Origin of the sequence: Hwanghaeella sp. LZ110 (assembly GCF_048892525.1) — a bacterium.
GTDB lineage: Bacteria > Pseudomonadota > Alphaproteobacteria > UBA8366 > Aestuariispiraceae > Pacificispira.
On sequence record NZ_JBLZHT010000006.1, the window covers coordinates 191575 to 218074 of the forward strand.

The 26500-nt window shown below is 57.5% G+C and carries 26 protein-coding genes; 9 read left to right on the top strand and 17 right to left on the bottom strand.

What is annotated here, in order from left to right; all coding sequences use genetic code 11:
* The 12 genes from ACOSDM_RS14060 to ACOSDM_RS14115 all read right to left on the bottom strand — a co-directional run bounded on the left by ACOSDM_RS14060 (position 1) and on the right by ACOSDM_RS14115 (position 10003).
* On the bottom strand, positions 1–582 hold the full coding sequence (locus ACOSDM_RS14060; protein ID WP_420725167.1) for a 3TM-type holin: 582 nt from the start codon (positions 580–582) through the stop codon (positions 1–3).
* Positions 583–595: 13 nt separating this feature from the next.
* Positions 596–1048 carry a cell wall hydrolase gene (locus ACOSDM_RS14065; RefSeq protein ID WP_420725168.1) on the bottom strand — a complete coding sequence of 151 codons (453 nt, stop codon included), beginning with the start codon at positions 1046–1048 and terminating at the stop codon, positions 596–598.
* A complete protein-coding gene (locus ACOSDM_RS14070; protein ID WP_420725169.1) occupies positions 1045–1365 on the bottom strand; it encodes a hypothetical protein in 321 nt (106 codons plus the stop codon). The genes ACOSDM_RS14065 and ACOSDM_RS14070 overlap by 4 nt, the downstream gene beginning before the upstream one ends.
* Before the next feature lie 42 nt (positions 1366–1407).
* Complete coding sequence (gene terL, locus ACOSDM_RS14075; protein ID WP_420725170.1) at positions 1408–2904, bottom strand: phage terminase large subunit; 1497 nt, start codon at positions 2902–2904, stop codon at positions 1408–1410.
* Entirely contained in the window at positions 2901–3302 is a 402-nt protein-coding gene (locus ACOSDM_RS14080; protein WP_420725171.1) for a hypothetical protein, read from the bottom strand. The genes terL and ACOSDM_RS14080 overlap by 4 nt, the downstream gene beginning before the upstream one ends.
* Before the next feature lie 90 nt (positions 3303–3392).
* A complete protein-coding gene (locus ACOSDM_RS14085) occupies positions 3393–3767 on the bottom strand; it encodes a hypothetical protein (RefSeq protein ID WP_420725172.1) in 375 nt (124 codons plus the stop codon).
* 16 nt (positions 3768–3783) lie between these two features.
* A complete protein-coding gene (locus ACOSDM_RS14090; RefSeq protein ID WP_420725173.1) occupies positions 3784–5574 on the bottom strand; it encodes a hypothetical protein in 1791 nt (596 codons plus the stop codon).
* 25 nt (positions 5575–5599) lie between these two features.
* Entirely contained in the window at positions 5600–6061 is a 462-nt protein-coding gene (locus ACOSDM_RS14095) for a hypothetical protein (protein WP_420725174.1), read from the bottom strand.
* Between the two features lie 262 nt (positions 6062–6323).
* Positions 6324–8234, bottom strand: coding sequence for a hypothetical protein (locus ACOSDM_RS14100; protein WP_420725175.1), 1911 nt, complete (start codon positions 8232–8234; stop codon positions 6324–6326).
* Positions 8234–8803, bottom strand: a complete 570-nt coding sequence (locus tag ACOSDM_RS14105; RefSeq protein WP_420725176.1) for a hypothetical protein — start codon at positions 8801–8803, stop codon at positions 8234–8236. The genes ACOSDM_RS14100 and ACOSDM_RS14105 overlap by 1 nt, the downstream gene beginning before the upstream one ends.
* A gap of 85 nt (positions 8804–8888) precedes the next feature.
* A complete protein-coding gene (locus ACOSDM_RS14110; RefSeq protein WP_420725177.1) occupies positions 8889–9158 on the bottom strand; it encodes a hypothetical protein in 270 nt (89 codons plus the stop codon).
* A gap of 20 nt (positions 9159–9178) precedes the next feature.
* Positions 9179–10003, bottom strand: a complete 825-nt coding sequence (locus ACOSDM_RS14115) for a phage capsid protein (protein ID WP_420725178.1) — start codon at positions 10001–10003, stop codon at positions 9179–9181.
* Between the two features lie 516 nt (positions 10004–10519).
* Between ACOSDM_RS14115 and ACOSDM_RS14120 the strand changes: the two genes are divergently transcribed.
* The 4 genes from ACOSDM_RS14120 to ACOSDM_RS14135 all read left to right on the top strand — a co-directional run bounded on the left by ACOSDM_RS14120 (position 10520) and on the right by ACOSDM_RS14135 (position 14634).
* Positions 10520–10927, top strand: a complete 408-nt coding sequence (locus tag ACOSDM_RS14120; protein WP_420725179.1) for a DUF952 domain-containing protein — start codon at positions 10520–10522, stop codon at positions 10925–10927.
* Positions 10914–11975, top strand: a complete 1062-nt coding sequence (locus ACOSDM_RS14125; protein WP_420725180.1) for a quinone-dependent dihydroorotate dehydrogenase — start codon at positions 10914–10916, stop codon at positions 11973–11975. The genes ACOSDM_RS14120 and ACOSDM_RS14125 overlap by 14 nt, the downstream gene beginning before the upstream one ends.
* 162 nt (positions 11976–12137) lie before the next feature.
* Positions 12138–13739 carry an EAL domain-containing protein gene (locus tag ACOSDM_RS14130; protein WP_420725181.1) on the top strand — a complete coding sequence of 534 codons (1602 nt, stop codon included), beginning with the start codon at positions 12138–12140 and terminating at the stop codon, positions 13737–13739.
* Between the two features lie 43 nt (positions 13740–13782).
* On the top strand, positions 13783–14634 hold the full coding sequence (locus tag ACOSDM_RS14135; protein WP_420725182.1) for a TIGR01459 family HAD-type hydrolase: 852 nt from the start codon (positions 13783–13785) through the stop codon (positions 14632–14634).
* Positions 14635–14652: 18 nt separating this feature from the next.
* Here ACOSDM_RS14135 and ACOSDM_RS14140 read toward each other — a convergent pair whose 3' ends face one another.
* The 5 genes from ACOSDM_RS14140 to ACOSDM_RS14160 form a co-directional block, all read right to left on the bottom strand.
* Complete coding sequence (locus ACOSDM_RS14140) at positions 14653–15918, bottom strand: aminotransferase class V-fold PLP-dependent enzyme (RefSeq protein ID WP_420725183.1); 1266 nt, start codon at positions 15916–15918, stop codon at positions 14653–14655.
* 138 nt (positions 15919–16056) lie between these two features.
* On the bottom strand, positions 16057–18147 hold the full coding sequence (locus ACOSDM_RS14145) for a hypothetical protein (protein WP_420725184.1): 2091 nt from the start codon (positions 18145–18147) through the stop codon (positions 16057–16059).
* Positions 18148–18149: 2 nt separating this feature from the next.
* A complete protein-coding gene (locus ACOSDM_RS14150; RefSeq protein ID WP_420725185.1) occupies positions 18150–20870 on the bottom strand; it encodes a DUF4159 domain-containing protein in 2721 nt (906 codons plus the stop codon).
* A gap of 8 nt (positions 20871–20878) precedes the next feature.
* On the bottom strand, positions 20879–21793 hold the full coding sequence (locus tag ACOSDM_RS14155; RefSeq protein WP_420725186.1) for a DUF58 domain-containing protein: 915 nt from the start codon (positions 21791–21793) through the stop codon (positions 20879–20881).
* A 4-nt stretch (positions 21794–21797) separates the two neighbouring features.
* Positions 21798–22763, bottom strand: a complete 966-nt coding sequence (locus tag ACOSDM_RS14160; RefSeq protein WP_420725256.1) for an AAA family ATPase — start codon at positions 22761–22763, stop codon at positions 21798–21800.
* 341 nt (positions 22764–23104) lie between these two features.
* Between ACOSDM_RS14160 and ACOSDM_RS14165 the strand changes: the two genes are divergently transcribed.
* Genes ACOSDM_RS14165 through ACOSDM_RS14185 form a run of 5 tightly spaced genes read left to right on the top strand, consistent with a single transcriptional unit; the run spans position 23105 to position 26497 of the window.
* Positions 23105–23641 (top strand): DUF1285 domain-containing protein, encoded by a 537-nt coding sequence (locus tag ACOSDM_RS14165; RefSeq protein ID WP_420725187.1) that lies wholly within the window; start codon positions 23105–23107, stop codon positions 23639–23641.
* Between the two features lie 14 nt (positions 23642–23655).
* Positions 23656–24297, top strand: a complete 642-nt coding sequence (locus ACOSDM_RS14170; RefSeq protein WP_420725188.1) for a CoA pyrophosphatase — start codon at positions 23656–23658, stop codon at positions 24295–24297.
* A 30-nt stretch (positions 24298–24327) separates the two neighbouring features.
* A complete protein-coding gene (locus tag ACOSDM_RS14175; RefSeq protein WP_420725189.1) occupies positions 24328–24636 on the top strand; it encodes a hypothetical protein in 309 nt (102 codons plus the stop codon).
* Positions 24637–24644: 8 nt separating this feature from the next.
* The gene (locus ACOSDM_RS14180) at positions 24645–25859 is read left to right on the top strand and encodes a CCA tRNA nucleotidyltransferase (protein WP_420725190.1); all 1215 of its coding nucleotides are present in this window, start codon (positions 24645–24647) and stop codon (positions 25857–25859) included.
* On the top strand, positions 25856–26497 hold the full coding sequence (locus tag ACOSDM_RS14185; RefSeq protein ID WP_420725191.1) for a GDSL-type esterase/lipase family protein: 642 nt from the start codon (positions 25856–25858) through the stop codon (positions 26495–26497). Before ACOSDM_RS14180 ends, ACOSDM_RS14185 begins: the two co-directional genes overlap by 4 nt.
* Positions 26498–26500 lie beyond the last annotated feature (3 nt).

A 26500-nucleotide genomic window follows, 5' to 3' on the forward strand; every position in this document is an offset into this window, starting at 1 on the left:
TTACATCTCCTTGGATTTTGATTTGATCAGGCTTTGCAGCAGATTTTGCAAAACTCCTGTATTTTGATTGGCTGGCAGGCCACCCTGAGCCTCCAGCACGCGCTGTTTCTCGCCAGACCGGCGGTAGACATAAATACCCAATACCGAGAGGCCCACGGTCCAGATCGTCCCCAGTGACGCGACGGCGGCGATGACCGGGGCGGCCTGTTGCGGGTCGGCGACCACGGTATAGGCAATTGCCCCCATCTGGGCGGCCCAGGTGAAGGCCATGATATAGCCAAAGGTCGGGCGCATGCGGCGGACATAGGCGTCGTCGCTGACACTCTCCGCCCGGATGGTCTGGTTGACCTGTTGCAGCCAGGTCTGGTCGGTATTGGCCTCCAGCGTGGCAAGGGCTTCCAGATGGCGATTGGCTTCTTTCAACTGGTCGCCATCCAGGCGACCCGTGGCGATTTCAGTATCAACCTGGCCCAGTGCGTCTCCCGCTGCTTTCGCGACAGAGTTGGAGGAATTGGACAAGGCTCCCCCGACGGCCTTTACCAGCAAGGGCAGGCCGATTTGAGCAAGTAACATTGGCAGCATAATGATGCTCCTTTCACGATAGGATTTGATAGAATTTGAATGACCCGATCCGGGCCTTAGGCTTGCGCCGTTCCGCCCATAGCGGATGTTCTCTGGGCCGTCGGTAATGCGTTGCGCCATAGGTCGGATCGACCAGCGCGCCCCGCACCGCCCGCGCTGCAATGCGGCGACAGACGGCGAGATCCGGGTCCGTGTCTGGGACCTGCATCAAGCTGGCGCGATACTCAGGCGTCAGGCGCCAGCAGGGAAATTGCCCACTGGCCAGGCAGGCTTCCACCACCGTGGTGCCCCACCAATCCTTGCCAAATCGCTGTTTCGCCAGACAAACGCGGTTCAGAACGACGGCCGCAATCGCTTCCTTGATGCGGACGGATTCAGCCCGGGCTTCGCCCCACAGGGTGCGGGCCAGGATATCAATGGCGGTTTCTTCCGCCTCCATATCCAAAGGTAGATTCAACAGAGTCATGACTCTCTCCTTGTCATATGTCTTGCAGAGGGTTTTTGGGAATCCAGCTTTGCTTCGATGCGCAGCAGGTGATCGGTCAGCCGCCCCTCCAGATCTTTCAGTTGAGAGGTTGAGGCATAGCTTTTGGCGACTTCCAATTTATAGGCGGAAAGCGCTTCCCGAAGCTGAGCAACAGCCGTATCCAACCGTTGGCGGTGGCGCTCTAACGCAATGTCCTGATCGCGCCGTGTGCGCCACATCAGCCACCACAGTCCGGTCAGCGCCGGAATTTCGACAACAGTGATCCACCAGATCACGTCAATGGACGTGCCCGTCATTTCATTTCTCCTTATTTTACACAATTTATGTTTTAGATATTGTCAGACGCTGAAATCAGCATCGGCGATGACACTGCCACCACCCCCCTGCCAGGATTGGCGACCGTAATGGGTGCTGGACCTGGGCAGGCGCACAGGTTCCATTGACAGGCACCCCGCCACCGCATCCAGCCCGTCATCGTGCCCTTTGCTGAGACCGCCCGCCTGCCATTCCCGCATTTCCATCGGAAAAGGCGTATCCCAAACGCTACGGTGACAGGCGATCTGACCAGCCGCCAGAACCGCATCAAAAGCTTCTAGAATGCGGGTATCCTTGGCCCTGGTTGAATGGCGCTCCTGCACCGCACAGGCGGTATGCAACACAGCCATTTCCCGGCGCAGCAGGCTGGGCAGAAATTTGCCGATCCCATTGGTCTCAATCGTGACAGAGGGCAGAAAATTCCGTCTGGCAAACCGCGCGACCGCCCGACATTGCTGACGCGCCTCGTCCAAATGCAAAGCGGGATCGGTGGTCAGATACTGAATGCGATGCAGTCGATAGATCCCGTCTTCGCCTGTAAAAACACAGGCCACGACGGAGGAATCCCCGGTTCCCGTCCCCCCATAGGCCGGGTCCCACCAGGCAGTGGCGGAGATCATCCGCACCCCGTCCAGCATCAGCATTGCCTCCCCGTTTCGCTCCACCAGATCCAACCTGGCCTGATACAGTTTCATGCGGTCCGGGTCCAAGCGACTGCCCACGATGTTCATGGGCTTGAGCATCATCTGACTTTGAAACTTTCCCTCCCCCTGGCGCAGCCGCAGCGCCTGGATCTCCTCCCGGCTATAGCGATCCGGCCAGGCGGACGTGCCGTCTGCTTTCAGAATCGGGACTTCCAGGCGCTTGTACCCCGCCAGAAATGGTTGAGCCTCGCCAATTTCTGACCGCGCCTCTTTTGCATAGATTGTGTAGTAACTATGTGGCGTACCGACATAAAGCTGCATGCCGCCCGGTACCAGAATGTAATCCGCCTCGCTGAGCCGGGCCCGCAGGTCCGCGCGCTTGGGAGCGGTATCACAGGTATTAGGCACTTCGACATCATCACAAATGATCAGGTCCGCCCGACTGCCGGTCAGGTTCGCCCCGATGCCCCGCGCCAACATGGAGGGATCACGCAGTTCCTTTAGCCGCTGCACCGTGAAACGATCAGACGCCCATTGATCCAACTGATCGGGCTTCAGCCCCTGGGTCAGCGGATGGCGTTCGATCAGGCGTTTCACATTGCGCACCATGCGACTGGCCAGGTCCTGCTCTGCCGCCAGAACCAGAATGCGCAGGTTCGGATCGCAATACAGTTTCCAGGCACAGAAAAGGCCGACAATCGTGGACTTCCCGGCCGCCCGGAACGCCAGCAGGATCAGGTGCCGATCCTGACTGCTTGCCCCGGCATTCACTCGGGCGTTCAACCAGCGACAGATGCGTCGATGCAGGACCGGCGTTTTCTGACCCTGTATTTCGTTCCATATCCACAGGAACTCCAGAAAGCTACAGGCTGTCATGCTGTGCCCCCCTGTTCCGTGTCAGACGGGATGGCGGAGTCAGAACTGTCTTCGTCCTCCTCATCATGAGCGAGTGCCGTTCGGGCGGCGCTAATCAATGTCGCGACCCCATCCAAATCCTTTTCCTGCGCTTCATCCTGGGTGGCGGCGGCTTCTGCCAGTTTGATGATCTGTTCGATATGGGCCAGGGCGGCCTTAGCCCCCGTATGGGCGGCAGCAAAGGATTTCGGATCTTCTGCAGGCCCATTCAGGGCAATCTGTTGATAGGCGGCGATGGCGGCATCCAGCATCGCTGGAAGCTTTTTCATCAACCGTTTCCGCATTGTGTTGGACTGTGGGCGACGGGTGCGTGGTGTACGGGATTGCGGGCGGCGGGCAGTGGCTTTCTTATCGACCATTTTAAGTACCTTCTTTGTTGAGTGCAGAAACGCGAAAGCCCCGCCACAGGGGCAGGGCTTTCGCAAAAAGCAGATATGTTACGCGGCAGATTACACAGTGACGCTTTCTGGTACGGGCCAATGCGCATCATCTGAGATGACAGTCGGTGGGTCTGTCTGCAATTGCGCAGAGACCGCAAGGCAGGCCTGGCGATAGTGTCGCATGGCATCAAAGATCAGACGGGCCTGTGCCTCGCTGGTCAGTGTCATCAAGACACCGGCCGCCGTGGCAAAACGCACCCCGTCCTCATCAATCAGCTCATCCGCAAACGCCTGAACAATTTCACCCACGCGCTGGGACGAGACCTCGTCACACCGAAACGGGCTGCCGTTGACAAATATGCCCTTGGTTATCCGGCGTTCCGCCTCAAAGCGGATCTGTCGCAAGGGGCTGGTCAGTTTTGCAATCTTTGTGATCGTTGGCATTTTTGTTCCTTTCAAATTAAGCTTCAAGCAAGGCTTGATCGCATTGGAAACCCCAGCGATGGAGAACAACATCTGCATCATTCTGGCAGTCCAGCTTCAAGCGTATGGATGTTCCACTGGGCTGCGATGACAGATCAACCGTGCCCGCTACAAGGGTGCGCCCGGTACTGGCCCATGTCTGCAATACAGTCGCAGATACAGCCGTCCAGGTTGTGCCGTCATCCCGACTGACCGACAGCACAAAATCCGTATTGATTTCTGGCTCCCCGTAGAGTTCAAGCTCCACCAGAACCCGTCCTTCCAAGGGGTCATTTTCCACCGTGATCGGGCTAGAGACGATTGTCATATCATTAATGACAGCGCCCAAAATCTGGATTTCTGTTATGACCGGAATATAAGTGTTAGCATTTGTGGTTCGAGATCCATCGGGACTGACGATGCGCACGTATCGGACCGTTCCGGCAATATCGACATGCTGCCATCCGGTGCTGTTTACAAAGGACCCTTCCCCAAGGACCACTGTATCCGCACCAAAGGCATTCGTTCTACAGCCGAGAACGCGCATATTGGCCATCATCGTCTGGTTCGCCAGCACATAGACAAGAAACCGGGTAACCGGCTTGATCGCACCCAGATCATATTGAACATAAAACCCGGATGTGAAGCTTGTGGCGGTGCCTTGCCAATATGCGCTTAAATTGCCATCTGTCGTAACCAATGGTGAATTGGCGTAGTTTCCGATTGGTGATACAGCATTGATACCACTGGACACGCTAGCCCCGGGGGACCGACAGTTATAGGAACCATCAATCGGGTTATAACTGTACCCTGATCCCGCCAGCGCACCGTCTTCGATGCCACTTTCGTCCGAGAAGTCATCGATATAGGTGTTGATCAACTGATACTCATTGACGCCATTTTCGATAGCCGAAGACCAAAGGAGCCGAAACTGAGTCTCCTCAAGGGCATTCAACTGGTTCCGAATCTCCGGCAAGGCCGTATCGTTGATCAAGTCCAGTGCCACGCCATCCGCCGCGATGTCTCGACCATCAACCGTATCGGGATCAACAATCGCATTGCCGTCCATGTCCAAAGACCCGGTCATCGCCACGGCACCATCCCGAGGCATGTAAATGTCATCGCCTACGAAAGTGGAGACCCAGCCCGACTGACTATACACCTGCATTGATTGTTCATCGGTATCGAAGAACAAGTCGCCTTGTTGCAGGGGCGAGCCGTTCAACCGCTGTGTCGGCGCTTGCGCGGTTGCATAAGACCCCAGATAGATAAGGGCGAATTGTGCTGTGGCCCCCATGGAATCCGGCACTTTTGTCACAGGGCGCCCATCGACATCAAAGCTCAGAAACATGCCCGCTCGATCCCGTGCCAGGGGAAGAACCAAGTCACTGTCAACGTCATACGGCAAGCGGTGAATGGAATCTCCGACCAGCGCCTCCGCCTGCTGCAACAACAGGGCTGTGCGATCCAGTTCGTCATTTAGTACTGCCGCACGCAGATCGGCCCCCGGCGAAAAGTCAGTGGTGCGTTGAAACGGCATATCCCGCCAGATTGAAATCCGTGCACCGCCACTGGGGCTCTGGCCAAAGACAATCGTCCCCCCCTGTTCCTGTCCAGTCCCCGTAATCGTATAGGCGGAAGAATCCAGGATCACGTCATCGACGGCCACGCGCAAATCCCCGTCACTAAGAATGGGGAATGGATAGTCGAATACAGACGTGCCCAATTCACCTTCTGCCTGCACATATTGAACGCGCGGACGCAGGTCATTGATAAGTATATCAGTCATTGTGTTTTGTTCCTTCGAGTGTGAGTTACTTTTCAAGAATGCCCGCGACCTGAGTGCCAATGCCAATCAGGCCTTTGGCGAGTTCAAGTCCCTGCGCCGCGCCGCCACCGCCGCCGCTGCCGGTATCATTCAGCAAATTCAAACCACTGACGGTCATGTCATACCCCTTGCGGCTGTCGGCCAGGGCCTCGTTGTAGTTCTTGTTCAAACCGCTGATCACAGCGGCGCCCGAACCGCTTGTTGAGCCAACCCCAGATGAGCCCAATCGCGCCCTGGAGCTGGCCACAGCGGATCGACGTTCCCGCTCCAACTGTTTTTCTTTCAAACGCTGTTCCAGGGTTCTTTGATCAAGGTCCTGTTGCCGCGCCAAAGCGGTTTGAGCCGTCTGAGCCTTTACCGCTTTCTTCTGCTGACTCATTTGGGCCTGGGTCTGTGCCACGCTGATTGCGGACATAACGACACCGATGACGGGTGCTGCTGCTCCCATTGTACTTCTCCTTCTATGGTGGTTGATTAGAGCAACGCCTGCGCAAACGGACTTGTCTACGATGACGTATTTGCTGAAAAAACAACGATGCTCTAAATGCTTGAGCTCATGCGACCGCATGATGCTCTGCATGTTTCAGCTCATGCGATCGCATGATGCTGTGTATGTTTGAGCTCATGCGACCGCATGATGCTCTGCATGTTTCAGCTCATGCGACCGCATGATGCTATGTATGTTTGAGCTCATGCGACCGCATGATGCTCTATCCGTTCGACGATATCTCATTGAGAACCGACAGAACGGTACAGGGCAGCGGATCAGATTGTTCGATCCGCCACAAAGGCACCGGCTCTCCCCGGGTCCATCCCAGGGCGCGCACGGTCTTATCTCCGGTCAACGGTGTGATTGGGGAATCCAACGCACCAGGTCCGAAGGTCTTAAAGGGCAAGGGGCGCAAGCCCTGGCCCGTATCCACTGTCAGGGCCGCTGTTTCCAGCAACCGGAAGGTAGCCCGAACCAATCGCGTGGCGCTGCCTTGCGTCACACCGGTCCCAGAGGGCTGATAGGCTGGTAAAGGCTCGATGATATGGGTGTAGGGTAAACCGATCTGAACCGATCTGGCGGGCTGGGCCAGGGTGATTGCCCCATCGATCACCGTCGCTTGATCCCGAACAATGCCATCGGCCACGACATCAACGGTCCTGTCATTCAAATGATCCAGACCAGACCAGACCGTCTTTCCATCCTCATCATCGGCAACCTGATCCGTCATCGCCGCATCGGTCAGAAGGGCATCATCAAACCGCTCTATTCGGTAGGTTTCCCCGCGATGCACCATCAGGTAAACATTCGATCCGACCACTGCGACCGCATGGAAAGTTCCATCGGTTTGCATCATGGACCAGGCCGTGACCTTCTCCTGCCGAAAGACGGTCACGCAGGCCAGCGTGCCATCACCATTGACCAGATAGAGGATGCGATCCGCCTTGTTGAAATCCTGATCCACGGGGTTGCGCATCATCTTATCCGACAACACGGCCAGGTCGTTGGACTGGTAAGCCTGTTCAACATCCGCAAACAGAAATTCCCGCAACTCAGTGCCACTACGCGATACAAACAAGGTTGCACCATCCACATCACGCGGCAGGATTGTCCGGTTCGCCAGCGAACCAATGCGGGTCTGTCGTTTCAACTGGATCGCAGAAGGGGTCAATGGATCCCCGGTCACCATCCATTCCGCACCGGATGTAAAGACCTGCAAGTGACGGCCGGAGAAAACCGCCCGGATCGCATTCACCTGATCCGACAGGATGGCAAATTCGATAGACTCATCATCCTCCGCCTCTCCCAGGTCGAAGTTGAACAGATCTGCCGATTTCGACAGCCACAACCGATTGGTCAGATCACGACTGCCACCAATGACCAATCGGTCCTGATGAAAGCAAACAGAGACAGGATAGCCTCGCACGGCGGAAAAGGATGCTTCCTCCCAATCCTTCACGGCGTCTGTTCCCGCAAGAGCCTCCTTCACGCTGGCTGTTGCAACGGTGGCGGAAGTCACGGCGGTAATCTCAATCTCTTTATCAGACACCCGGAATCGCACACCGACATGGTCTGCCTCAAAGACATCATCCGACGCGGTCAGGGTAATCGATCCCGTCGTCGCACTGGGCGTCAGTGTGACATCCTCATCGGCAAACTTGTAATAGGGTTGGAAGCGCCGATCGTCCTTTTCAAAGAATTTCCAATCGGTGATCGACCACAGTTCCGCACCCTTTCGCGTCAACCGCTTTGGGGGCACATCCGGATGGACAAGCAACAGGGTATCTGCGCTTTGTGTCCAGGCCAGATGCTTCAACTGATCCTCCGTCCAGGGCGATTCCAGCGTCACGACAAGAATGTCATTGGCATAAACCCGCACCTGCAAGTGCGTGAATACCAGCAAATACACCTGTTCAGTATTAAATTCGAACGGGACCAGCCGACCCGAACCCTCCGTCAGGGCAATGTGACGCAAGCCCCGCCGACGTGCGACACCCCCTGTTGGGGCAATTTTAACATTGCGCAGCGTGGCGGCCCCATTGCTGTAGGCTGTCAGATCGCCCCGCCCGACAAGACCGATGGAAATCTCACCGGCGGTGAAGTTTGTTTGAATGGTTTTGATCCGTGCCATTATCCGCGCACTCCTACCAATGTGTAATCTTCGAACCGGGGTGGAACATCCTGCTGGGCATCAATCAGCCGTGCCTGACGAAACTGATCATCCGCCAGCCGTTGCAGGGCCTCAGACCGGGTTGTGCTTTCCGTGATGGGCAAACAGAACTCCGCCGCCAAACGCGCGATCAGGGCCTGATCGAAGAAGGGAGGAAAGGCGGACTCGTTGGGCCGAAAGATATAAGTCAATGTCACTGACGCCGCATTCGTATGCAGACGCCGCTCCACAATGCGGTAGTCCAGACCACGCCCATAGCCCGCCTCCCCCGCAGACAGGGCGCGCAGAAAGTCGGACGGCAATTGATAGGCATAGTCATAATCCGCTGCCGGAACGCCCACCAATCGCGGCAGAACCCGCTGTGCGGTGGCAAAGCTCCAGGGATGGGCCGACAACATGGCATCGCGTGTTGAGGGATACAGCGTGGCGGCAACCAGGCTTTCTGCTGTGCCATCTTCGAAGCCGGAAATCGGTGTCGCGCCAATCTTGATCAGCGCACGGCTGGATAATTGAATACTGCTTAAGGCCATAAGAGCTCTCCTAGAAAAAGTGGCCGCCCGGAGAGTCCAGGCGGCCACGTGAGTTTGTTGAACAAAGGTCAGGATCGGATGTCGATCAGTCCGTATCAGCAGAACCGATCGCGGTCAGATCATCGACATCCACGACAGTTCCGGTATTCGACGATACATGCAGAATGCCGGAGCTTAACGTGCCATCGGTATCGGTATTGGCCAGGATCATGTCCCCAACGCGCAGCATGTCCGCTGCTTCGTTGAAGTATCCTGCCGTATCGACACTGGCGGCCGCGTCGGTCGTCGTATAGTGCCAAAGGGTGAAGCCGTTGGCGTAAGCGATAACGCTCAAGTCACGAGATTTATATGCCATTTTATCGGTCTCCTTCCGGCTTACGATTCAAGGCACGGCAGGCGCACAATGCCCGTCGCGTCGATGACACCAGCACCCTGGCTCATCATGTGGTTGATGAAGTGGGCTGCCCGGTCGCCATGCCAGGTGATGTCGGATTTCACATCCTTGCCAATGGCATGACCGATGGCGGTTTTGTGATACCAATACCCATTGCGCACGCCGCCAGACAGCACGAGGCCCGAATGCGGCATCCACAAGGTCCCCAGCCAGCGTTTCGCCTGGGTCCCTTTCCAGGGCAGGTCTTCATCGCCGACATAATCCGCGTTGGAGAATTCTTCGATATCCAGAAGATCGCTCCATTGCTTCCAGCCGATAATGGCGACCCGTTGACCATCATCCGGGACATCCTGGCCCCCCAGCATTTCAAACGCTTCCAGCACTTTGGCTTTGGTCAGGCCGGTCGTGCCGTCCTGAGAGTCCTGGGCCGAGGTTACGGTTTCCATGGCATCGATGATCAGATCATCCGTTTTCCGACCCAGGGCATAGGCCCCGGCATTGGTGACGACGGATCGTTCATCATGGGCCATCTTGATTTCATCCAGGGCATCCACCCAGTCACCGGCATAGTAATCCTGCAAGGCGATTTCGACCGGTGTATGGTCGATGTTCATCACCGGTACTTTGCCATGACGGGCCTTGGTGGATGCGGTGCCCTTGCCAACCTTCTGGAATGTCGTGGAAGAGCCCTTGATGTCATTCTTGGTGCGCACGGTATTCCGCAATTTTGACCCCATGCGCTGATAGGCCAAATGCACTTCGATCTGAAAGTGCCGGGAGAATGAGGTTTCCACAGTTGTGGACATGTCATCTTTCCTTTCGGTTTCGCGATATCCCAACCCAATGCGTGACGGGCCGGGCGCGGTGTTGCCAAATGAGTGTGACGTCCAGCGGTTATCGCTCGGCCCAGGCGCAGTTTTGCGCGGGACCAAACGGCCAGGCCGGGTCAACTCTGTTTCATATCTGAGAGAAAAGGGGCCGGTATGGGCCATCCCCGTGCCGCCAGTGTTTCTAACGCGATCCTGAGCGGTACCGATTGGCCATTTGAAGCCACACGCACGCGCCGATGCCTTAGGGAGACCTGACGATCCTTCGGGAACAGTTATCCGATAAACACGGACCCCTGAACGAAAAGTATTTGCTGACGGCTGGGAAGTGACTGGATTGTCCCCGCAGCAAACGGGGGTCCGATGGGCCGGTGCGATTTAGGCGCACTTGTGGCCCGCTCCCAAAGACCAATCTAATGACTAAAGAGAACAAGTCAAGATAAAATTTATAAACTTCATAAAAAAAAGAACATGATATGTCTAAAAATCTGTTTCGTGACCCCTCATTTGGTTGCGCTGGTGCGAGCCGCGCCATATTCTCCGATCACCATGATATATCATCTCGCCAAACTTGATGCCTGGACGGTGGCGCAAAGCACCGGGATTTATACGGGAAATCCAGCAGATCGCGCCGATGGATTCCTGCATCTGTCCACCGCCAGCCAGATTGAAGAAAGCGCCCGCCGTCACCGTGCTGGCGAAACCGATCTTGTTCTGCTGCATGTGGACGAGGCCCAACTGGATGCCCGCCTAGTTTGGGAGGAATCGCGCGGCGGGAAACTGTTTCCGCATGTTTATGGGGATATCCCGCTGTCAGCGGTAAAACAGGCAACACCGCTTTCCCTGAATGCTGATGGCATTCATCAGTTTCCAGAATTAGGGTCCGAAAATGGCGTTGACTGATTTCGTTCTGCCGCTGCTGCATCGACTGGATCCTGAACGCGCGCATCGATTGACCGTGCGCGCCCTGGCCTGTGGATTGGGGCCCAAACTGACGACCACCCCGGACCCCTGTTTGGCAAACGAGGTCTTTGGATTAAAATTCGCCACGCCGATTGGTCTGGCAGCCGGGTTTGATAAAGACGCAGAAGCCGTGCGGGCCTGTTTGGCGCTGGGTTTCGGGTTCGTGGAAATTGGCACGGTGACGCCCCGACCACAGGGCGGCAATCCAAAGCCGCGCCTGTTCCGCCTGACCCAGGACATGGCGGTCATCAATCGTATGGGGTTTAACAACGCCGGTGCAGACCGGGCCGCAACACGATTGGCGGCGGCACGGACGCAAAATCTGTCCGGACCGGTTGGGGTCAATATCGGTAAGAACAAAGACAGCGAGGATGCCGCCGCAGATTACGCAGCCTGCGCAACACGTCTGGCCCCCTATGCGGATTACCTGACAATCAATGTGTCGTCTCCCAACACGCCAGGCCTGCGGGCACTGCAATCCCCCGATCAGCTTCGGGTGCTGGTTGCCGCCGTAAGGGACGCCGCCGCCTCAGTGGGTGACGTCCCGCCCATTCTGGTTAAAATCGCCCCCGATCTGGAGGAGGCGGATCTGCGCGCAATCTCAGCGGTCGGGCAGGATCCGGATGTGGCCGGCCTGATTATATCCAACACCACGACCACCCGACCAGACACATTGCGGGATTCCCAGAAGGGACAGATTGGTGGGCTGAGCGGTGCGCCGCTGTTTGAACGGTCAACACAAGTGCTGCGGCGCGTCTATGCCCTGACGGAGGGAAAAGTGCCCCTGATTGGCGTCGGGGGCGTGGCTAGCGCGGAAGATGCCTATGCCAAAATCCGGGCTGGCGCGTCGCTGGTCCAGCTTTATTCCGCAATGGTCTATACAGGCCCGGAATTGGTCGGGCGAATCACCCAGACCCTGCCAGACCTGCTGCGGGCGGACGGATTTACCACGATCGCCCAGGCGATTGGCGCGGACTTTAAAGATTAGTGTAATAATTTCATAATCTTAGACACAGAACCCGCCCCGATCCCACGGATATGGCCTAAGGGCGTGTTTTGCTTGTAGATTTTTGCTATCGTTCAGCGAATAGTAACAATGGCAGACCGGATCGCGACGTGTCTGACCCGCAGCACTTTTTGGGAACCCCGCATGAGCCGATTTTGGCATATGCTGATCTTCTTTTGCTATGTCACCGTGGCCTCTGCTTTGGCGGTGTTGGGCCATCGTGTGATTCCCGGTGTTGATGGTGTCACGTCCCTTTTGATGGGGCTGACATTTTTCCTATGCTGCGCCTTGTTGCAGGAAACCTTCACCCGCCGCACGGATACCTTAAAGGCGATGCGCCGTCTGTTGCTGTTGAAACGCGCCCTGGACCGCGACCGCGAAGAAATGTCCGTTGCCCGCAATGAAATCCGCCGCCTGTTTGAAGCCGTGGAAGATGGCGGTGGGGAGCGGATGCTGGCCGCCCTGAACTCCCTGACCGCATCGGCGCGGGCGGAACAGGATGCCGCCAGTCCCCGTCGTCGCGCCCCCCAGCCGAACCGGTCGCAAGAGGAAACGGAGGCGCGGTCCCTGCTGGAGCGTATGGCCCTGGCGGAAGAAGACGAAGCCATCCCCGCCAGCCGCCCCAACCGGGCCAGGGCAGAGCCCGCGCGCCCAACCCGCGATCGTGCGGCCGAATCTGACCGATCCATGCGGGAGGCCAGTTCAGAAGTGCGCGTGCTGCATAATCTTGTCGAACAATTATATTCCGGTCGTGACAAACCCTCTTCTTCCTTATCAGAAGACTCGACGCGCCTTCAGGGCCGAAGCGACCCGCGTGAGCCTACGTTAGGCCGCGCCCCTGCCCAAAACAGGGTGGATCAGGATTTTGATGAGGAAGAAGACCGGGTGGCGGCCGGGGGAGGACTTGCGCGCGCCTTGCGCGGAGGGTTGCGGGTCGTCACCAATGGCGGCACAGCAGCAACCACCGGACAGCGCAGTGAAAACAACACCGGTGAAGACGCACTGCTGGGCACGATCCGCGATGCCCTGCGGGATGATCGCGTTGATCTTTATTTACAGCCCATTGTCAGCCTGCCGCAAAGAAAGCGCCGCTTTTATGAATGCTTCAGCCGTATCCGTTCTGCCAATGGCGAGGTGATCGGCCCGGACCGCTATATCCCCGTGGCGAAATCGGCGGGCCTGTTGACCGCCATCGACAACATGTTGCTGTTCCGCTGTGTGCAACTGTTGCGCAAGCTGCGGCGCAAGGATTTCAGCGCCGCCTTTTTCTGCAATATCGCGCCCCATACTTTGAAAGATCGGGAATTCTTCAGGGATTTCATCCAGTATATGGAATCCCATTCCGAACTGGCCCCTAATCTGGTTCTGGAATTCTCCCAGACCGATATTGGCCCCAATTTCCAGGGATTGGGCAGCGATTTCGACCGGTTGGGCGGCCTGGGGTATCGCTTTTCCTTAGATGGCGTTCGAAATTTGGACCTGGATCTGGACGCACTGGAGGAACGGCATTTCGCCTATATCAAGGTCGAGGCGGAAACGGTCCTGACCCGCCTGCAAAAGGGCGGTGGTCCGGCAACCGAACTGCGCGCGCTGAAACAGGAATTGGATCGGCGCGGCATCGACCTGATCGTCGACCGCATCGAAACCGAAGCGACGCTGGTGGAACTGCTGGATTTCAATATTGATTTCGGCCAGGGCTATCTGTTTGGTGAACCCAGATTAAGCAAGGAACCATCTGGGTCCTAACCCGCCTCTTGACCCGTCCGGGCGCAGCGGGCATAGGCAAGTCATGAGCCCAAAACAAATCCTCGGCCTGCGCGATATCGCAGATAAATACGCCCTGTTCGTCGTCGATCAATGGGGCGTTTTGCATGACGGGCATACACCACTGCCCGGTGCCATAGAGGCCTTGCGCGGCCTGAAAGAAACGGGTGCTGCGGTCACGTTACTGTCCAATTCTGGCAAGCGCGTGTCAGAAAGTTACAAAAGGCTGAGCGCCCTTGGATTTGACCGGTCACTTTACGACCTGGCCATCACATCGGGAGAACAGGTGCATCACGGCCTATCGACCCGCGACACACCCTTCTATGCATCCCTTGGGCCCCGCTATCTGATGTTCGCCTGGGACGAAAATCGCGGCATTGTTGAGGATACGGGATTTGAAGAAGTGGGCGATATTGACCAGGCCGACTTTATCCTGTGTGCGGGCACAGACCGCCGCAGCCTGGAAGACTATCAGCCCATCCTGGCCCGCGCACTGGAACGAGACCTGCCGCTGACCTGCGCCAATCCGGACCGCGTCAGTGTTCAGCCCGATGGCAGCCTGAAGGTTTGTCCCGGTGCCATAGCTGAGATGTATGAGCGCATGGGCGGGCGCGTTCAATGGCATGGCAAGCCTGGACTGGATGCCTATCACAGTATTCGGGAAATCACCGGTGTCAGCGGGCCTGGATTAGGGATTGGCGATTCTCTGGCCCATGACATTGCAGGGGCCAATGCAGCCGGGCTAGATGGATTGTTCATCACGGGCGGTATTCACCGGGGTGATCTGCCAACCCCACCGACAGGCGATGCGGTCGTGAATCTGGGGTCACAGTTCAATGCCATACCCGCTTACTTCAGTGAGGCCTTTCGCTGGTAATTCCTGACCCGGTCCTAATCAGGCAGCGCGCACAGCCTTAACGGCATGGACCAATCGATCAGCGTCTTCCATATCGTTATAGATATAGGCGGACAGGCGCAGCCATAGGCGGCGTTCAAAAGCCTGGATATCGATTTCCAGATTATGATCCTGTCGGATCCTGGCGCGCAGGGCATTGGCATTGTCCTGCTTTGCCGGTCCATATCCATCTGGCAGGGCCACTGTCATCATCGCCGCAGACATGCTCTTGGGAATACCGGTGCGGGTGCCCAACTGCCTGGCCACATGCTGCCCGGCCTCATAGGCCAATCTGTTGCAATAGGATCGGATCTGGTCCTCCCCATATAACGACCGATATTCCAGCGCGGCCGGAATCGTCAGATAGGGGGTAAAATCCTTGGTCCCCGGCCAGTCAAAGGCGGGAACATAGCCATCTGCGATAAAATGGCTGATGGTTGTCGGGCGCAGATAGGCCTGGCGCTCTGCGACGGTCCATAAAAAAGCGGACCCACGCGGGGCCCCCATCCATTTGTGGCAATTCCCCGTATACCAGGTCACGCCAAGAGATTCGATATTCAGGTCCAGCATGGCCGGGGCATGGGCCCCATCCACCAATATATGAATGCCACGATCGCGACATTCCGCTGCGATCTCAGCAATCGGCAGGATGCTGGCGGTTTTCGATGTCACATGATCAATCACCAGCAATCGGGTGCGGGGCGATATTGCCGCCACAATCGTATCCACGACGGTTTCAGCATCGATCATGGGATAATCAATATGCACCGGGATCAAACGCGCATCAGCCCGATCACAGACAAATTCCAATGTCCGCATCACCGCGCCATAGGTCAGGCTGGTGGTCAGAACCTCATCGCCAGGAAACAGAACCAGGGACCGCAGCACCGCATTGATCGCGGTTGTCGCATTGTCCTGAAAGACAATATCTTCTCCCTGAGCACCGACATAATACCCCAGTATCTGGGCGGACGCCCGCAATTCCTGGGAAAGCTGGGACGTCATAAAGCTGGACGGCTGACTCTCAATCTTCTCCCTTAAGGCTTGGGCTGCATCCATCACAGGGCGCGCGGTTGCGCCATAGGCCCCATGATTGAGATAGGTCAGTCCATCCTTGAACATAAAGTCTGAACGGGCACCGGCCCCAAACGCCTTATAGGACCCGCCCCCTGCGGACTCTTGCGAGGCGGCACGCGCGCTGGCTTTGGACGTCGCGGACGTACCGCGATTTTTCTGAGACTCATTATTTGGCGACAACAGGGCCATCTTCTTTCACAAAGAAAGTGGAACATCATGTAAATGAAGAAAAAGTGTCATCTTGCCGGGGCGCTGCGTCAAGCCGTAAACAGAATTTTTTTAAGACCTCGGGCCGGATAAACTAACACAGCTTGTCCATAAAACCTGTTAGCGCGCTTCCCGGTACCAGCTCATCGCCATCAATCCAGCTGCGGTCAAAAACAAGACCCAGCCCGGGATCATCGGTACGGAATCAAGTCCCACAACGGTGTAATCCTTATTCTCTACCAGCCCGATCCAACCCGATCCGCCCGTGGGTCGTCCTTTTGCGACACGTCGAACCTGTGGGACAGGTCCATCCGCCAGCCAGTGCAATCGCCCGCCACTATCCGCCACAGGTTGTTTCAGGATCGCATCAGTTGCAACCAGATCAGCAAATTCCAGCGAGTTCAATGCCCCCGCAGCGGTTCGCACCGTGCGCCCCCCTTGAGAAATTTCAAACAAACCGCTCTGCGTCAAGGGGATGGCTTGGGCATACAACCCTTCTGAAACCCGTTTCAAGGGGACATCCACCGTGCTGCCATCGGGGCGAACAACATTTGCCGTCGGGGGCTGGCGCAAGTCTTCCAGTGTGCGCATGCGAATTTCCAACTGATCATCGGAGGCTACGGCCTTCAGATCTTCTTCTTCCAGTTCCGGTTCTTTCATCAGCCAATGGGCCAGGCGGCGCAGCAGTTCTGCATGGGGACCACCCCCATCATATCCCCGCGCCCACAGCCAGATCTGGTCGCTGCTGATCTGAGCCACCCGACCATCCCCGACACGGTCCAGCGTGATCAAGGGCTGATCCCCGATCCCTGTCATGATGACATCCCCGGATCGTTGCGTCACATCGATCTGGCGCAACCAATCCCCCCAACTGGGACCGGAAGAGGCGGCATTTTGATCCGGTCCATCCGGCAGACCTGCCGTGACCGGGTGACGCAAACCTTTTTCCGTCACCTGTGGTTTGAAGGTCTGTTCTGAAACCCCGCCGCGTGGCTCCAGCGGCAGGATATCGCCCAGGGGCGTGCGATACAGGCTGAACGGACCCGCAAATCCAGGCCCTGCCGCATCCAATAATGCGCCGCCATTGCGCACGTAATCAACAATATTGCCCAGATAAAGGGTCGGCAGAACGCCGCGCCGTCGATAGCTGTCAAACACGATCAAATCGAAATCATTCAATTTGACTTCAAACAGCTCCCGTGTGGGGAAGGCGATCAGCGACAATTCATCAATCGGGGTGCCATCCTGCTTTTCCGGTGGGCGCAGGATCGTGAAATGCACCAGATCAACCGACGGATCAGATTTCAACAGATTGCGCCAGGTCCGCTCCCCTGGATGGGGTTCACCGCTGACCAACAAGACCCGCAGCCGGTCCCGCACGCCATTAATCGACAGAACCGCGCTGTTATTGACCGTCGACAACTCGCCGGGAAGTTCCGGCACTTTCAATTCGATGATGGATGCCCCGCGATGATCCAGCGACAAGGTAACCGTCACATCCTGATTGAAGGGCAATCGCTCAATCCGCTGCCCCACCCCGTCGATCAGCAAGGTTGGTCGGATGGTTTCTCCAGGACCAACGGTTGGGTCCGAAATCCGCAGGGTCAGTTCCAGCGGCTCATCCACAACCCCAAAACTGGGCGCCTTTACAATCTGCAGCCGACGGTCTGGCGTGTTGCGCGCGCCATCGATCAAGGCATGCAGCGGGCCCGGCGGCAGGCTGGCCAATTCCTGAGGGTCATGAATTTGTCCATCCGTGATCAGGATTGCACCGGCATACCGCCGTGCTGGCACATCCGCCAGCGCGTCGCGCGTCGCTTCGACAATCCGCGTTCCCGTCGCGCTGTCCTGAACGGTGTTATGCCTCAGCACAACACGCCGGACCTCCAAGGAGGGGGCGAATTTTGCCAATTGTTCCTGGACCTCTTCCGCAGCAGCGCGGGTTTCTTCCAATCGCCCAACGGCGCTTTGGGATGGTGTTTCATCGACGATCAACAGCGCGATATCGGGATTTAACTCTCTGCGCTCCTGCAACAGCGCCGGATTGGCAAGGCCCAACAGCAACAGCGCGGCCAGCCCCGCCCGAAACAGGGTTCCCGGCATCCGCCGGACCAGCAACCATCCGAACAATAGGATGGCGACAGCCGCCAGGATCAGCAGGCTCCAGACCGGCAAATAGGGCGCAAAGGCGATGGAATATTCCGTCATCATCCCTATTGCCCCAATCGTTCCAGAATGGACGGGATATGCACCTGATCGGCCTTGTAATTGCCGGTCAATGTGTACATCACCAGATTAACGCCAAAGCGATAGGCCATTTCACGGCGACGGTCATCTTCGCCACCAATGGCAAACATCGGTCGGCCAGACTCTTCAATCGCCCAGGCCGATGCCCAATCGGCATCCCCGACCACAACGGGCGATACGCCATCATTGCTGGCCGTCGCCCCGGTTTCGACCCAGACCGTCCCACCTTCCCAACGCCCGGGAAACTCCTGCAACAAATAGAAACTGCGGGTCAGCACATGGTCCGGTGAAACCGCCGCGATTTGGGGTATGTTTAACTGGCGCGCCAAACGCCGCAACATATCGGAACTGGCGGTCAATCCGCCGCCGGATACCTGCCCATTCCGGGTATCGAACAGGATCATTCCGCCCGTTGCCATGAAGCGATTGATACGATCGGCGGTCGGCGCGGTGATCCCCTGTTGATCATCGGAAATCGGCCAATACAACAGCGGATAAAACGACAATTCGTCGCGGTTGATGTCAACACCAACCGGATCGCCGGCCTCCACCGCCGTGCGTTGGCGCAAGATCTCCGTTAAACCGCGCAGACCCGCCGCGCTGACGCGATCAATCTCTGCATCTCCGGTAATGACATAGGCCAAGGTCGTGCTCAGCGCGCCGCTTGGGACCGACTGTGCCGGGGCCGGATAGGGCGCACCCATCCAGATTAGGCCAACCATCAGTGCGGCGGTCGCCACCCCGCCCCGTCGAGGCAGGGATGCAAAGCCCCGAAGGAACACGGTCACCACTGTATCCAGGAAAACCAGAATAAGCGCCGCCAATAACAAATAGGGCGCCAATGCCTGTTCTTCCTCTTTCTCAAACCCCAGTTTCACAGCCCCTTGGGGCAGGGTCGACAGCGGGGTCAGATCAGTCACGCGCGGCCCCAGATTGACCGCCACGCGAATTGCCTGGCTGCCATAGAATCCAGGCGGCGTAGTCGCGGAAACCTGCACTGTATCCAATGCTTCAACATTCAGTGGCCGTGCAGAATTTGGCGGATCCGTCAGGCGACCAAACCCATCCAACATACGATAGGGCGGGGCCAGACCTTGATCACTGGCGGCATCATGAACCCCCCGTCCCAGACTGCTGAGCCGTTCCAGCATACTGACAAACAGGCCGGACAAGGCCATATTCGACCAGTCCGTATTGGCGGTTGTATGAACCAGTACCAGCCATCCCTGACCGCGCTTTTCCGCTGTCACCAAAGGCGTGTCATCTGCCAGCCGCAGCCAGGTCTTGCCATCCAGATCCAGCGAGGGTTCGGCCAGAACCTGCCGTGAAATCGTCACATCCTTGGGAATTGAGATGCCCGCTAACGGGCCATCCGGATTAATGCGGCCGATACGGGCGGGTTCGCTCCACGCCATCGCCCCGGACAATTGCCGACCGCCACTGCGCAACTTCACCGGGATCAGTGGATCATCCACGGCCGCAGCCAACCGCTGGCCCGCAAACCGGATTAACATACCGCCTGTCTGTATCCAGTCATTCAGGGCCGCGCTGTCTTCACTTTCCAGCACCGTCTCATCCGGTAACAACAGGACGGATTGCGGGGTCTTCAACAAGATACCCAGGGGCCCGCGATCAATTGTCCCCAGCGGACGCAAGGCGCGATCCAGAAAATAAACTTCCGACAACAGCGGCAAGGCTTCCCGATTGCCGATATCTGCAATAATCCCAATCGGCCGGCGGCTCCAGCGTTCATCCAGCAAGGCAGTCGCCCCAACGCCAGACCGGTCTTCAAGGCTTAGGCGCGCAATGCTGTTTCTGAGTTCAACCGGCAGGGTCAGCGTTGCCTGTGTTTCGGTTTCTCCAGCCGCAAATTCAGCCTCCTGCCGAAACAGGGGGCGGTCATCATCGCCAAAGGCCAGAACAGCCACGGTTGCCGCCGCCTGCGCCGCCGGACGCCGCAATGTGACCACCAACGCAGCTTCTCCCCGGGCGGGCGGGTCTATCACCATTGGCCCCAAAGACAGATCAGGCGTTAATACCGTCATCGGGCCCAAGGCCGAAATGGCATCGATGAATTCTTCGGTCTCTTGTGTTTCCAACCCGTCGGAGAACCAGAACACATCACCCCGCACATCCTGATCTTGCAGGAGCGCGACCGCATTGGTCATCGCCAGACGGTCCACCGGCCATGGCTTTGGCGTCAGGGCAGCGATCACTTCCTGCGCATCATGGGCAGATAGCAAACGATGCGGTTCCAAAGGATTGCCATCCGCAGGGGGGGCGCCCAGAATCAAATGCACAGGCCGATTGGCCCGATCAGCGGTTTGCAGAAGGGTTGCGGCCCGATCCAGTCGATTTTGCCATTCAGGTGCCGCCGCCCAGCCATCATCCATCACCAGAATAATCGGCCCTTCGCCCGTTAAATCCCAATCGGGGTTCAGCACCGGGCGCGCCGCCGTCGCAATTACCAGCGCCGCAATCGAAAGGCGCAACAATGTCATCCACCAGGGGGCTGCTCTGGGCGTTGTTTCCTCCCCTTTCAATCCAAATAGCAGCCGGATCGCAGGGAAGCGAATGCGCTTTGGCGACGGCGGCATCAATCGCAGCAGAACCCATAATACAGGCAGAATAGCGACGCCCAGCAACATCCAGGGTACGGTGAAGGCCAAGGGACCAAGACTTAACATCCGTGCCGCTACCTCCGTCCTGCGTTCAAGGTATGGGACAGCGCGATATAGATCGCCATCATGGCCTGTTCCGGGGACCGATCCGTGTGATGCACCAAAAGATCCCATCCGGCAGCCCGTGCAGCATGTCGAATGGCATCACGATGCGCGCGGACCCTGTTCTGATAGGATGGGCGCAGTGTCTCGACTTTCTCTGCAATGAATTCGCCTTCATCCTCCATCCCCAGAAAGCGCGCACGCCCGGCGAACGGCAACGTTTCTTCCGCAGGGTCCAGCACCTGAACGGCCAGGCCCCGAACCCGTTGTTCGGCAAATTCCGCAAATCGTTTTTCCCAGGCCGCTGCAGGCCCCAGAAAATCACTGAACAAAAGACCCTGGCTGTATTTCGGCAAATCGACAGATGGCGGCAGGCCGCTGTGATCTTCCGGCATCGCATAAAAGCGCTCCGCCATGGAGCGCAGGCTCAACCGCCCCCCACTGGCGCGCCTGTCCAGGCCCAATAATCCCAAACGCTCCCCACCCCGCAACAGGGCGGCGCTGCTGGCCAACAGCAACAATGCCGCCCGCGCCGCCTTTGTTGATCGATTGGTGGAGGATTTATAGTGCATAGACGCACTGTGATCCGCCCACAGCCAAACGCTTTGCGACGCCTCCCATTCGGTTTCGCGCAGATACAGGTCATCGGACCGCGCGGACCGACGCCAATCAATGGAATGGGCGGAATCATGGGAGGCATAGGGTCTGTATTGCCAGAACGTTTCCCCGGTGCCGACGCGCCGTCTGCCATGGACTCCCTGCGCCACCGTGGCCGCCACCCGTTCTGCCGCAATCAACAGCGGGGGCAGGCCTTCCCCAATTGCTTCAGCCCGCGCAACGCGGTCTGCGGCAGTGACTGGAATAGTCGGGGTAAGAGTGGCGTTCATCGTCTCAGACGCTCGCCTGAACCAGGGCGTCAATGGTGGTGTCGATGTCATGGCCTTCGGCGCGGGCGGCGAAATTCAGCGCCATGCGATGCCGCAGGACAGGCTTGGCCAGGGCGACGACATCATCGCCGGAGGGCGCCAACCGCCCCTGAAGCAGCGCGCGTGCCCGACAGGCAAGCATCAGGGCCTGACTGGCGCGGGGTCCCGGCCCCCAGGACACCCGTTCCCGCACGATATCCAGATCTGTGGTTTCTGGCCGACCGGAGCGCACCAAGCGCAAAATTGAATCCACGACGCCTTCCCCAACCGGTACCTGGCGCGTTAAAGATTGCGCATGGGATAACTGATCGGCGCTTAACTTTTCTTCCACGCTGGCCAGCGTGATCCCGGTTGTCTTCAGCACAATTTCCCGTTCCGATGACAAATCCGGGTAATGAATCTGAATCTGGCACAAAAAGCGGTCCAGCTGTGCCTCAGGCAAGGGATAGGTGCCTTCCTGTTCAATCGGATTTTGCGTCGCCAACACATGGAACGGGCGCGGCAAATGGTGCGTATGACCCGCGACTGTAACCGTATTTTCCTGCATCGCCTGCAACAGCGCAGACTGCGTACGAGGGCTGGCACGATTGATTTCATCACCCATCAGCAATTGCGTAAAGATCGGGCCTGGCAGAAAGCGAAAACTGCGTTTGCCTTTCTCATCCTCTTCCAGCACTTCGGAGCCCAGGATATCGGCAGGCATCAAATCCGGGGTGAATTGAATGCGGCGCGATTGCAATCCCAAAACCTTGCTTAAGGTTTCGACCAGCAATGTCTTGCCCAAACCTGGCACACCAACCAACAGCCCATGACCGCCCGCCAACAAAGTGGTGAGGACCTGATCCACGACCTGATCCTGACCAAAGAAGACCCGGCTGACCTGCTCGCGCACCGCCAACAATTGTTCAGCCACTTGTTCCATGTCTTGCATCAGAACCTGGGCGCCCGCCGCAGCGGAGGCTTTTGCGGCGGCAGATGTGCTGGATTCAAAATTCTGTGTCACCTTAAAGTCTCCCTTATGCGGCAATGGGGGCCTGTCTTTCAAACAGTGCCAAAGGCACACGAAGAATGCCATGACTTTTCAAAATCAAATTTCCCTGTCGCGGCTTGCCTTTAACACTGTGCTCTTAACACTACGTAATAACAGGCATGATGGTTTCCCGGTGCGGGCAATTCACGCCATACTGAGAACCGTTCTTTGCCACCATAAACAAAGCTGAGGTTCTGACCATGCCGAAACAAGGGCCCCCCCGCAAATCTCTCAAGGAATTGATGAGAACCGGTGAAGGGTTAAGCGGGTTCGACTGGCCGGAAACCTATCGTGATTTCGACATTGCGATCTTGAGAGACGGCACCTGGACCTATCAGGGCGACCCGATCCGCCGGCACAAGCTGTGCCAGCTCTTCGCCACTGTCCTGCAGCGTGATGATGCCGGTCAATACTGGCTGGTCACACCAGGAGAGCGGGGCCGCATCACCGTAGAAGATGCGCCTTTCACCGCAGTGGAAATGCGGGAAGATCACGATGAGCAGGGACGTAAAACCCTGTCATTTCGAACGAATCTGGATTACTGGGTAACGGCGGGAGAGGATCACGCCATACGGGTGACCGAAAATCCTGAAACCGGGGAACCCGCTCCCTATATTGAGGTAAGAGACGGGCTGGATGCATTGATCCTGCGCCCCATCTTTTATGATCTGGTCGCCCGGGCCAAAGAAATTCCTGTTTCAGGCGGCATTGCCCTGGAAATAGAAAGCGCTGGCAGTCGTTTCTGCCTGGGGCGCGTTCCAGCGGCCGCCGCTGATTAAGAGTTGAGGACCGAATGGATATTTTGAGTATCGAAGAACGTTTGCGCCACGCCATGCTGAAGACGCCGACACCGCGCGGGGATTCTGATTTGAATCCCGGTATGCGCCCCTTGCGCCCGGATCTGATTGATGCCGCCGTCCTGATCCCCTTAATCCAGAGAGACGAAGGCCCGACCGTCCTGTTGACCCGTCGCACCGCCCATTTACGCGATCACGGGGGGCAGATCGCCTTTCCCGGTGGGCGGCGCGATATGACAGATGCGAGCCTGATCGAAACAGCACTGCGCGAAACAGAAGAGGAAGTCGCCATTGCGCGCCATCAGGTTCAGGTCCTGGGCGAAATGGTCCCCTATGTCACCCGCACCGGCTATACCGTCACGCCGGTCATTGGCAGCATCACCCCCCCCATTACCCCGCGCCCGGCGCCCCGGGAAGTGGACGAGATTTTTGAAGTCCCCTTACATTTCCTGCTGAACCGCACCAATCATCAGCGGCATTCCCAGGAAGTGGCTGGCGTTAAACGCCAATTCTATGCCATTCCATTTGGGAACTTCTATATCTGGGGTGCCACCGCTGGCATGATCGTCAACCTGACCGACATTCTGGAAACTGTTGCCGAAAAAGCCAAAGACGATACCGTTTCTAACATCGTGTGACGACACCACACAAAAGGGAGTTTACCGGGTATGACCCGCACCATTATCTCCATCCTTATCCCCTTTATCGCACCCTTCATTCTGTATGCGATCTGGGCATGGTTCACCAACCGCAAGAAAGAGGCCCTGGCCGATGGGAAACCCCTGGCAAGCTGGCAGACATGGCCCTGGGCAATCTTGTTTTCCGTTGGCAGTGTTCTGGCAACAGCGACATTGGTCGTTCTGTTTTTCTTTGGCGAACCGGTTCAGGAAGGGCGCTGGGTTCCCCCGACCGTGGTGAATGGTGAAATGATTCCCGGCCATTATGAGCCAATCCCCCGGCCCCCCACTGATGACTAGGGCATTTGATGGTTAAACCGGACTTATTTCTTCCCGACCAGGATTGGATGCAGGACCCCGACTTAATCCGCCTGTTCGACGCGATCCGCACCGCCGGGGGCGACTTGCGCTATGTCGGCGGTTGCGTGCGTGACGCGCTGTTGGGACGCCCGGTTCATGACATCGATATGGCCACCACGCTGGAACCTGTGGGCACCCAAGACGCCCTGACCAGTGCGGGGATCAAATCAGTGCCAACCGGTCTGGATTTTGGCACCGTCACCGCGGTTTTACCCAATCGCACGGTTGAGATAACCAGCCTGAGGCGGGATGTCGAAACCGATGGCAGGCGCGCGGTCGTCGCCTATACGACCGATTGGCGGGAAGACGCGCTGCGCCGGGATTTCACCATCAATGCGCTGTATGCGGACCAGCAGGGCCGTCTGTATGACGGTCATCAGGGATATGAGGATATTATCGCCAAACGCCTGCGCTTTGTCGGTGATCCTGATACGCGCATTCAAGAAGATGTTCTGCGCATCCTGAGATTCTTCCGGTTCCATGCGCAATTGGGCTTCAACCCGTTGGATCCCGATGGTCTGGCCGCCTGCACCCGTAACAAGGACCTGCTTGGCACGCTATCGGCGGAACGGGTGGCGGGAGAAATAATGCGCCTTTTGACGGCGAAAAACCCTGTTCCCGCCCTGATCGCACTGCGCGACGGATCGTTTCTGACCCATTGGCTGCCTGAAGCACGGGATATCAACGGCCTGATGCGCCTGATCGCCCAGGATGATGGGGAGCCCGATTGGATTTTGCGCCTGGCATGCCTGATTCCTGAAGACCCAGACGGCGCAGCGCATATTGCGGACCGGCTGAAACTGTCTGGTGCCGATCGCGCGCGATTGCAAACCCTGGCAGCCCCGATCAGCGCCCCCCCGGATGCCGTTGCGGCACGCCGGTTCATTTATTCTGTCGGCCCGGTTGCGGCACGCGACCGAGGCTGGATCGGTCTGGCAAGAGACGGGGAGGCCTGGCATACCCTGCTGACCCAAACCGGGGAATGGCACCCAACGCCGCTGCCGATCACAGGGAAAGATGCGCTGGCTCTGGGGATGGAACCGGGGCCGCATATGGGCCGATTGCTGAAAGAGGCAGAGGATCGGTGGATCGAGTCCGATTTCACCCTGTCCCGTACAGCGCTGATCGATTTCATGAAAAAAAGACTGGGGCAACCACAATGACCACCGTGCAAAGAATTTGCTTTTTCGGCGACAGCATCACCATAGGGACCGGCGACATTGCCTGTCGTGGCTGGCCGTCTTATGCCTGTGAACAGGAAGGTGTGGTGCGCGGGCATGATGTCAGTTGCTATAATTTGGGTATTCGTGCGGAAACATCGACGGATATCGCGCAACGCTGGCGGCATGAATATGCACCGCGCCTGCCGGCCCATGTCACCGGTCGGCTGGTTTTTATGTTCGGCGTGAATGATTGCGCCGATTTCAATGGAACCGGCGTCAGAGTTCCAAAAGGCGACTCCCTGGCAACGGCGGTTTCCATGCTGTCGCAGGCAAAGGACCTACTGCCAACACTATGGATCGGTATGACACCGGTACGGCGTACGCCCCCTGTGATTTCTCCAGGCCCCGGCGTCACCTATACATTTGATCGTTCACGCACGGCAGAATTGAACGACGCCTATCGCACCGCTGCGGCACAGATCGGCATCCCCTATCTGGATCTCCACACCCTGTTAGCGCAGGACCCGGACTGGAACGACATGCTGGATCAGGGCGATGGCGTTCATCCTGACGATGCCGGACATCGCCGCGTGGCAGAACTGGTCACTGAATTTGACGGATGGCGTGCCTGGTTCTGAAAC

What these genes read in the sequence shown, in the direction of transcription:
- ACOSDM_RS14060 (WP_420725167.1), bottom strand. Translation starts at nt 582, where the DNA reads ATGCTGCCAATGTTACTTGCTCAAATCGGCCTGCCCTTGCTGGTAAAG.
- ACOSDM_RS14065 (WP_420725168.1), bottom strand. Translation starts at nt 1,048, where the DNA reads ATGACTCTGTTGAATCTACCTTTGGATATGGAGGCGGAAGAAACCGCC.
- ACOSDM_RS14070 (WP_420725169.1), bottom strand. Translation starts at nt 1,365, where the DNA reads ATGACGGGCACGTCCATTGACGTGATCTGGTGGATCACTGTTGTCGAA.
- terL (WP_420725170.1), bottom strand. Translation starts at nt 2,904, where the DNA reads ATGACAGCCTGTAGCTTTCTGGAGTTCCTGTGGATATGGAACGAAATA.
- ACOSDM_RS14080 (WP_420725171.1), bottom strand. Translation starts at nt 3,302, where the DNA reads ATGGTCGATAAGAAAGCCACTGCCCGCCGCCCGCAATCCCGTACACCA.
- ACOSDM_RS14085 (WP_420725172.1), bottom strand. Translation starts at nt 3,767, where the DNA reads ATGCCAACGATCACAAAGATTGCAAAACTGACCAGCCCCTTGCGACAG.
- ACOSDM_RS14090 (WP_420725173.1), bottom strand. Translation starts at nt 5,574, where the DNA reads ATGACTGATATACTTATCAATGACCTGCGTCCGCGCGTTCAATATGTG.
- ACOSDM_RS14095 (WP_420725174.1), bottom strand. Translation starts at nt 6,061, where the DNA reads ATGGGAGCAGCAGCACCCGTCATCGGTGTCGTTATGTCCGCAATCAGC.
- ACOSDM_RS14100 (WP_420725175.1), bottom strand. Translation starts at nt 8,234, where the DNA reads ATGGCACGGATCAAAACCATTCAAACAAACTTCACCGCCGGTGAGATT.
- ACOSDM_RS14105 (WP_420725176.1), bottom strand. Translation starts at nt 8,803, where the DNA reads ATGGCCTTAAGCAGTATTCAATTATCCAGCCGTGCGCTGATCAAGATT.
- ACOSDM_RS14110 (WP_420725177.1), bottom strand. Translation starts at nt 9,158, where the DNA reads ATGGCATATAAATCTCGTGACTTGAGCGTTATCGCTTACGCCAACGGC.
- ACOSDM_RS14115 (WP_420725178.1), bottom strand. Translation starts at nt 10,003, where the DNA reads ATGTCCACAACTGTGGAAACCTCATTCTCCCGGCACTTTCAGATCGAA.
- ACOSDM_RS14125 (WP_420725180.1), top strand. Translation starts at nt 10,914, where the DNA reads ATGGCGTTGACTGATTTCGTTCTGCCGCTGCTGCATCGACTGGATCCT.
- ACOSDM_RS14130 (WP_420725181.1), top strand. Translation starts at nt 12,138, where the DNA reads ATGAGCCGATTTTGGCATATGCTGATCTTCTTTTGCTATGTCACCGTG.
- ACOSDM_RS14135 (WP_420725182.1), top strand. Translation starts at nt 13,783, where the DNA reads ATGAGCCCAAAACAAATCCTCGGCCTGCGCGATATCGCAGATAAATAC.
- ACOSDM_RS14140 (WP_420725183.1), bottom strand. Translation starts at nt 15,918, where the DNA reads ATGGCCCTGTTGTCGCCAAATAATGAGTCTCAGAAAAATCGCGGTACG.
- ACOSDM_RS14145 (WP_420725184.1), bottom strand. Translation starts at nt 18,147, where the DNA reads ATGATGACGGAATATTCCATCGCCTTTGCGCCCTATTTGCCGGTCTGG.
- ACOSDM_RS14150 (WP_420725185.1), bottom strand. Translation starts at nt 20,870, where the DNA reads ATGTTAAGTCTTGGTCCCTTGGCCTTCACCGTACCCTGGATGTTGCTG.
- ACOSDM_RS14155 (WP_420725186.1), bottom strand. Translation starts at nt 21,793, where the DNA reads ATGAACGCCACTCTTACCCCGACTATTCCAGTCACTGCCGCAGACCGC.
- ACOSDM_RS14160 (WP_420725256.1), bottom strand. Translation starts at nt 22,763, where the DNA reads ATGCAAGACATGGAACAAGTGGCTGAACAATTGTTGGCGGTGCGCGAG.
- ACOSDM_RS14165 (WP_420725187.1), top strand. Translation starts at nt 23,105, where the DNA reads ATGAGAACCGGTGAAGGGTTAAGCGGGTTCGACTGGCCGGAAACCTAT.
- ACOSDM_RS14170 (WP_420725188.1), top strand. Translation starts at nt 23,656, where the DNA reads ATGGATATTTTGAGTATCGAAGAACGTTTGCGCCACGCCATGCTGAAG.
- ACOSDM_RS14175 (WP_420725189.1), top strand. Translation starts at nt 24,328, where the DNA reads ATGACCCGCACCATTATCTCCATCCTTATCCCCTTTATCGCACCCTTC.
- ACOSDM_RS14180 (WP_420725190.1), top strand. Translation starts at nt 24,645, where the DNA reads ATGGTTAAACCGGACTTATTTCTTCCCGACCAGGATTGGATGCAGGAC.
- ACOSDM_RS14185 (WP_420725191.1), top strand. Translation starts at nt 25,856, where the DNA reads ATGACCACCGTGCAAAGAATTTGCTTTTTCGGCGACAGCATCACCATA.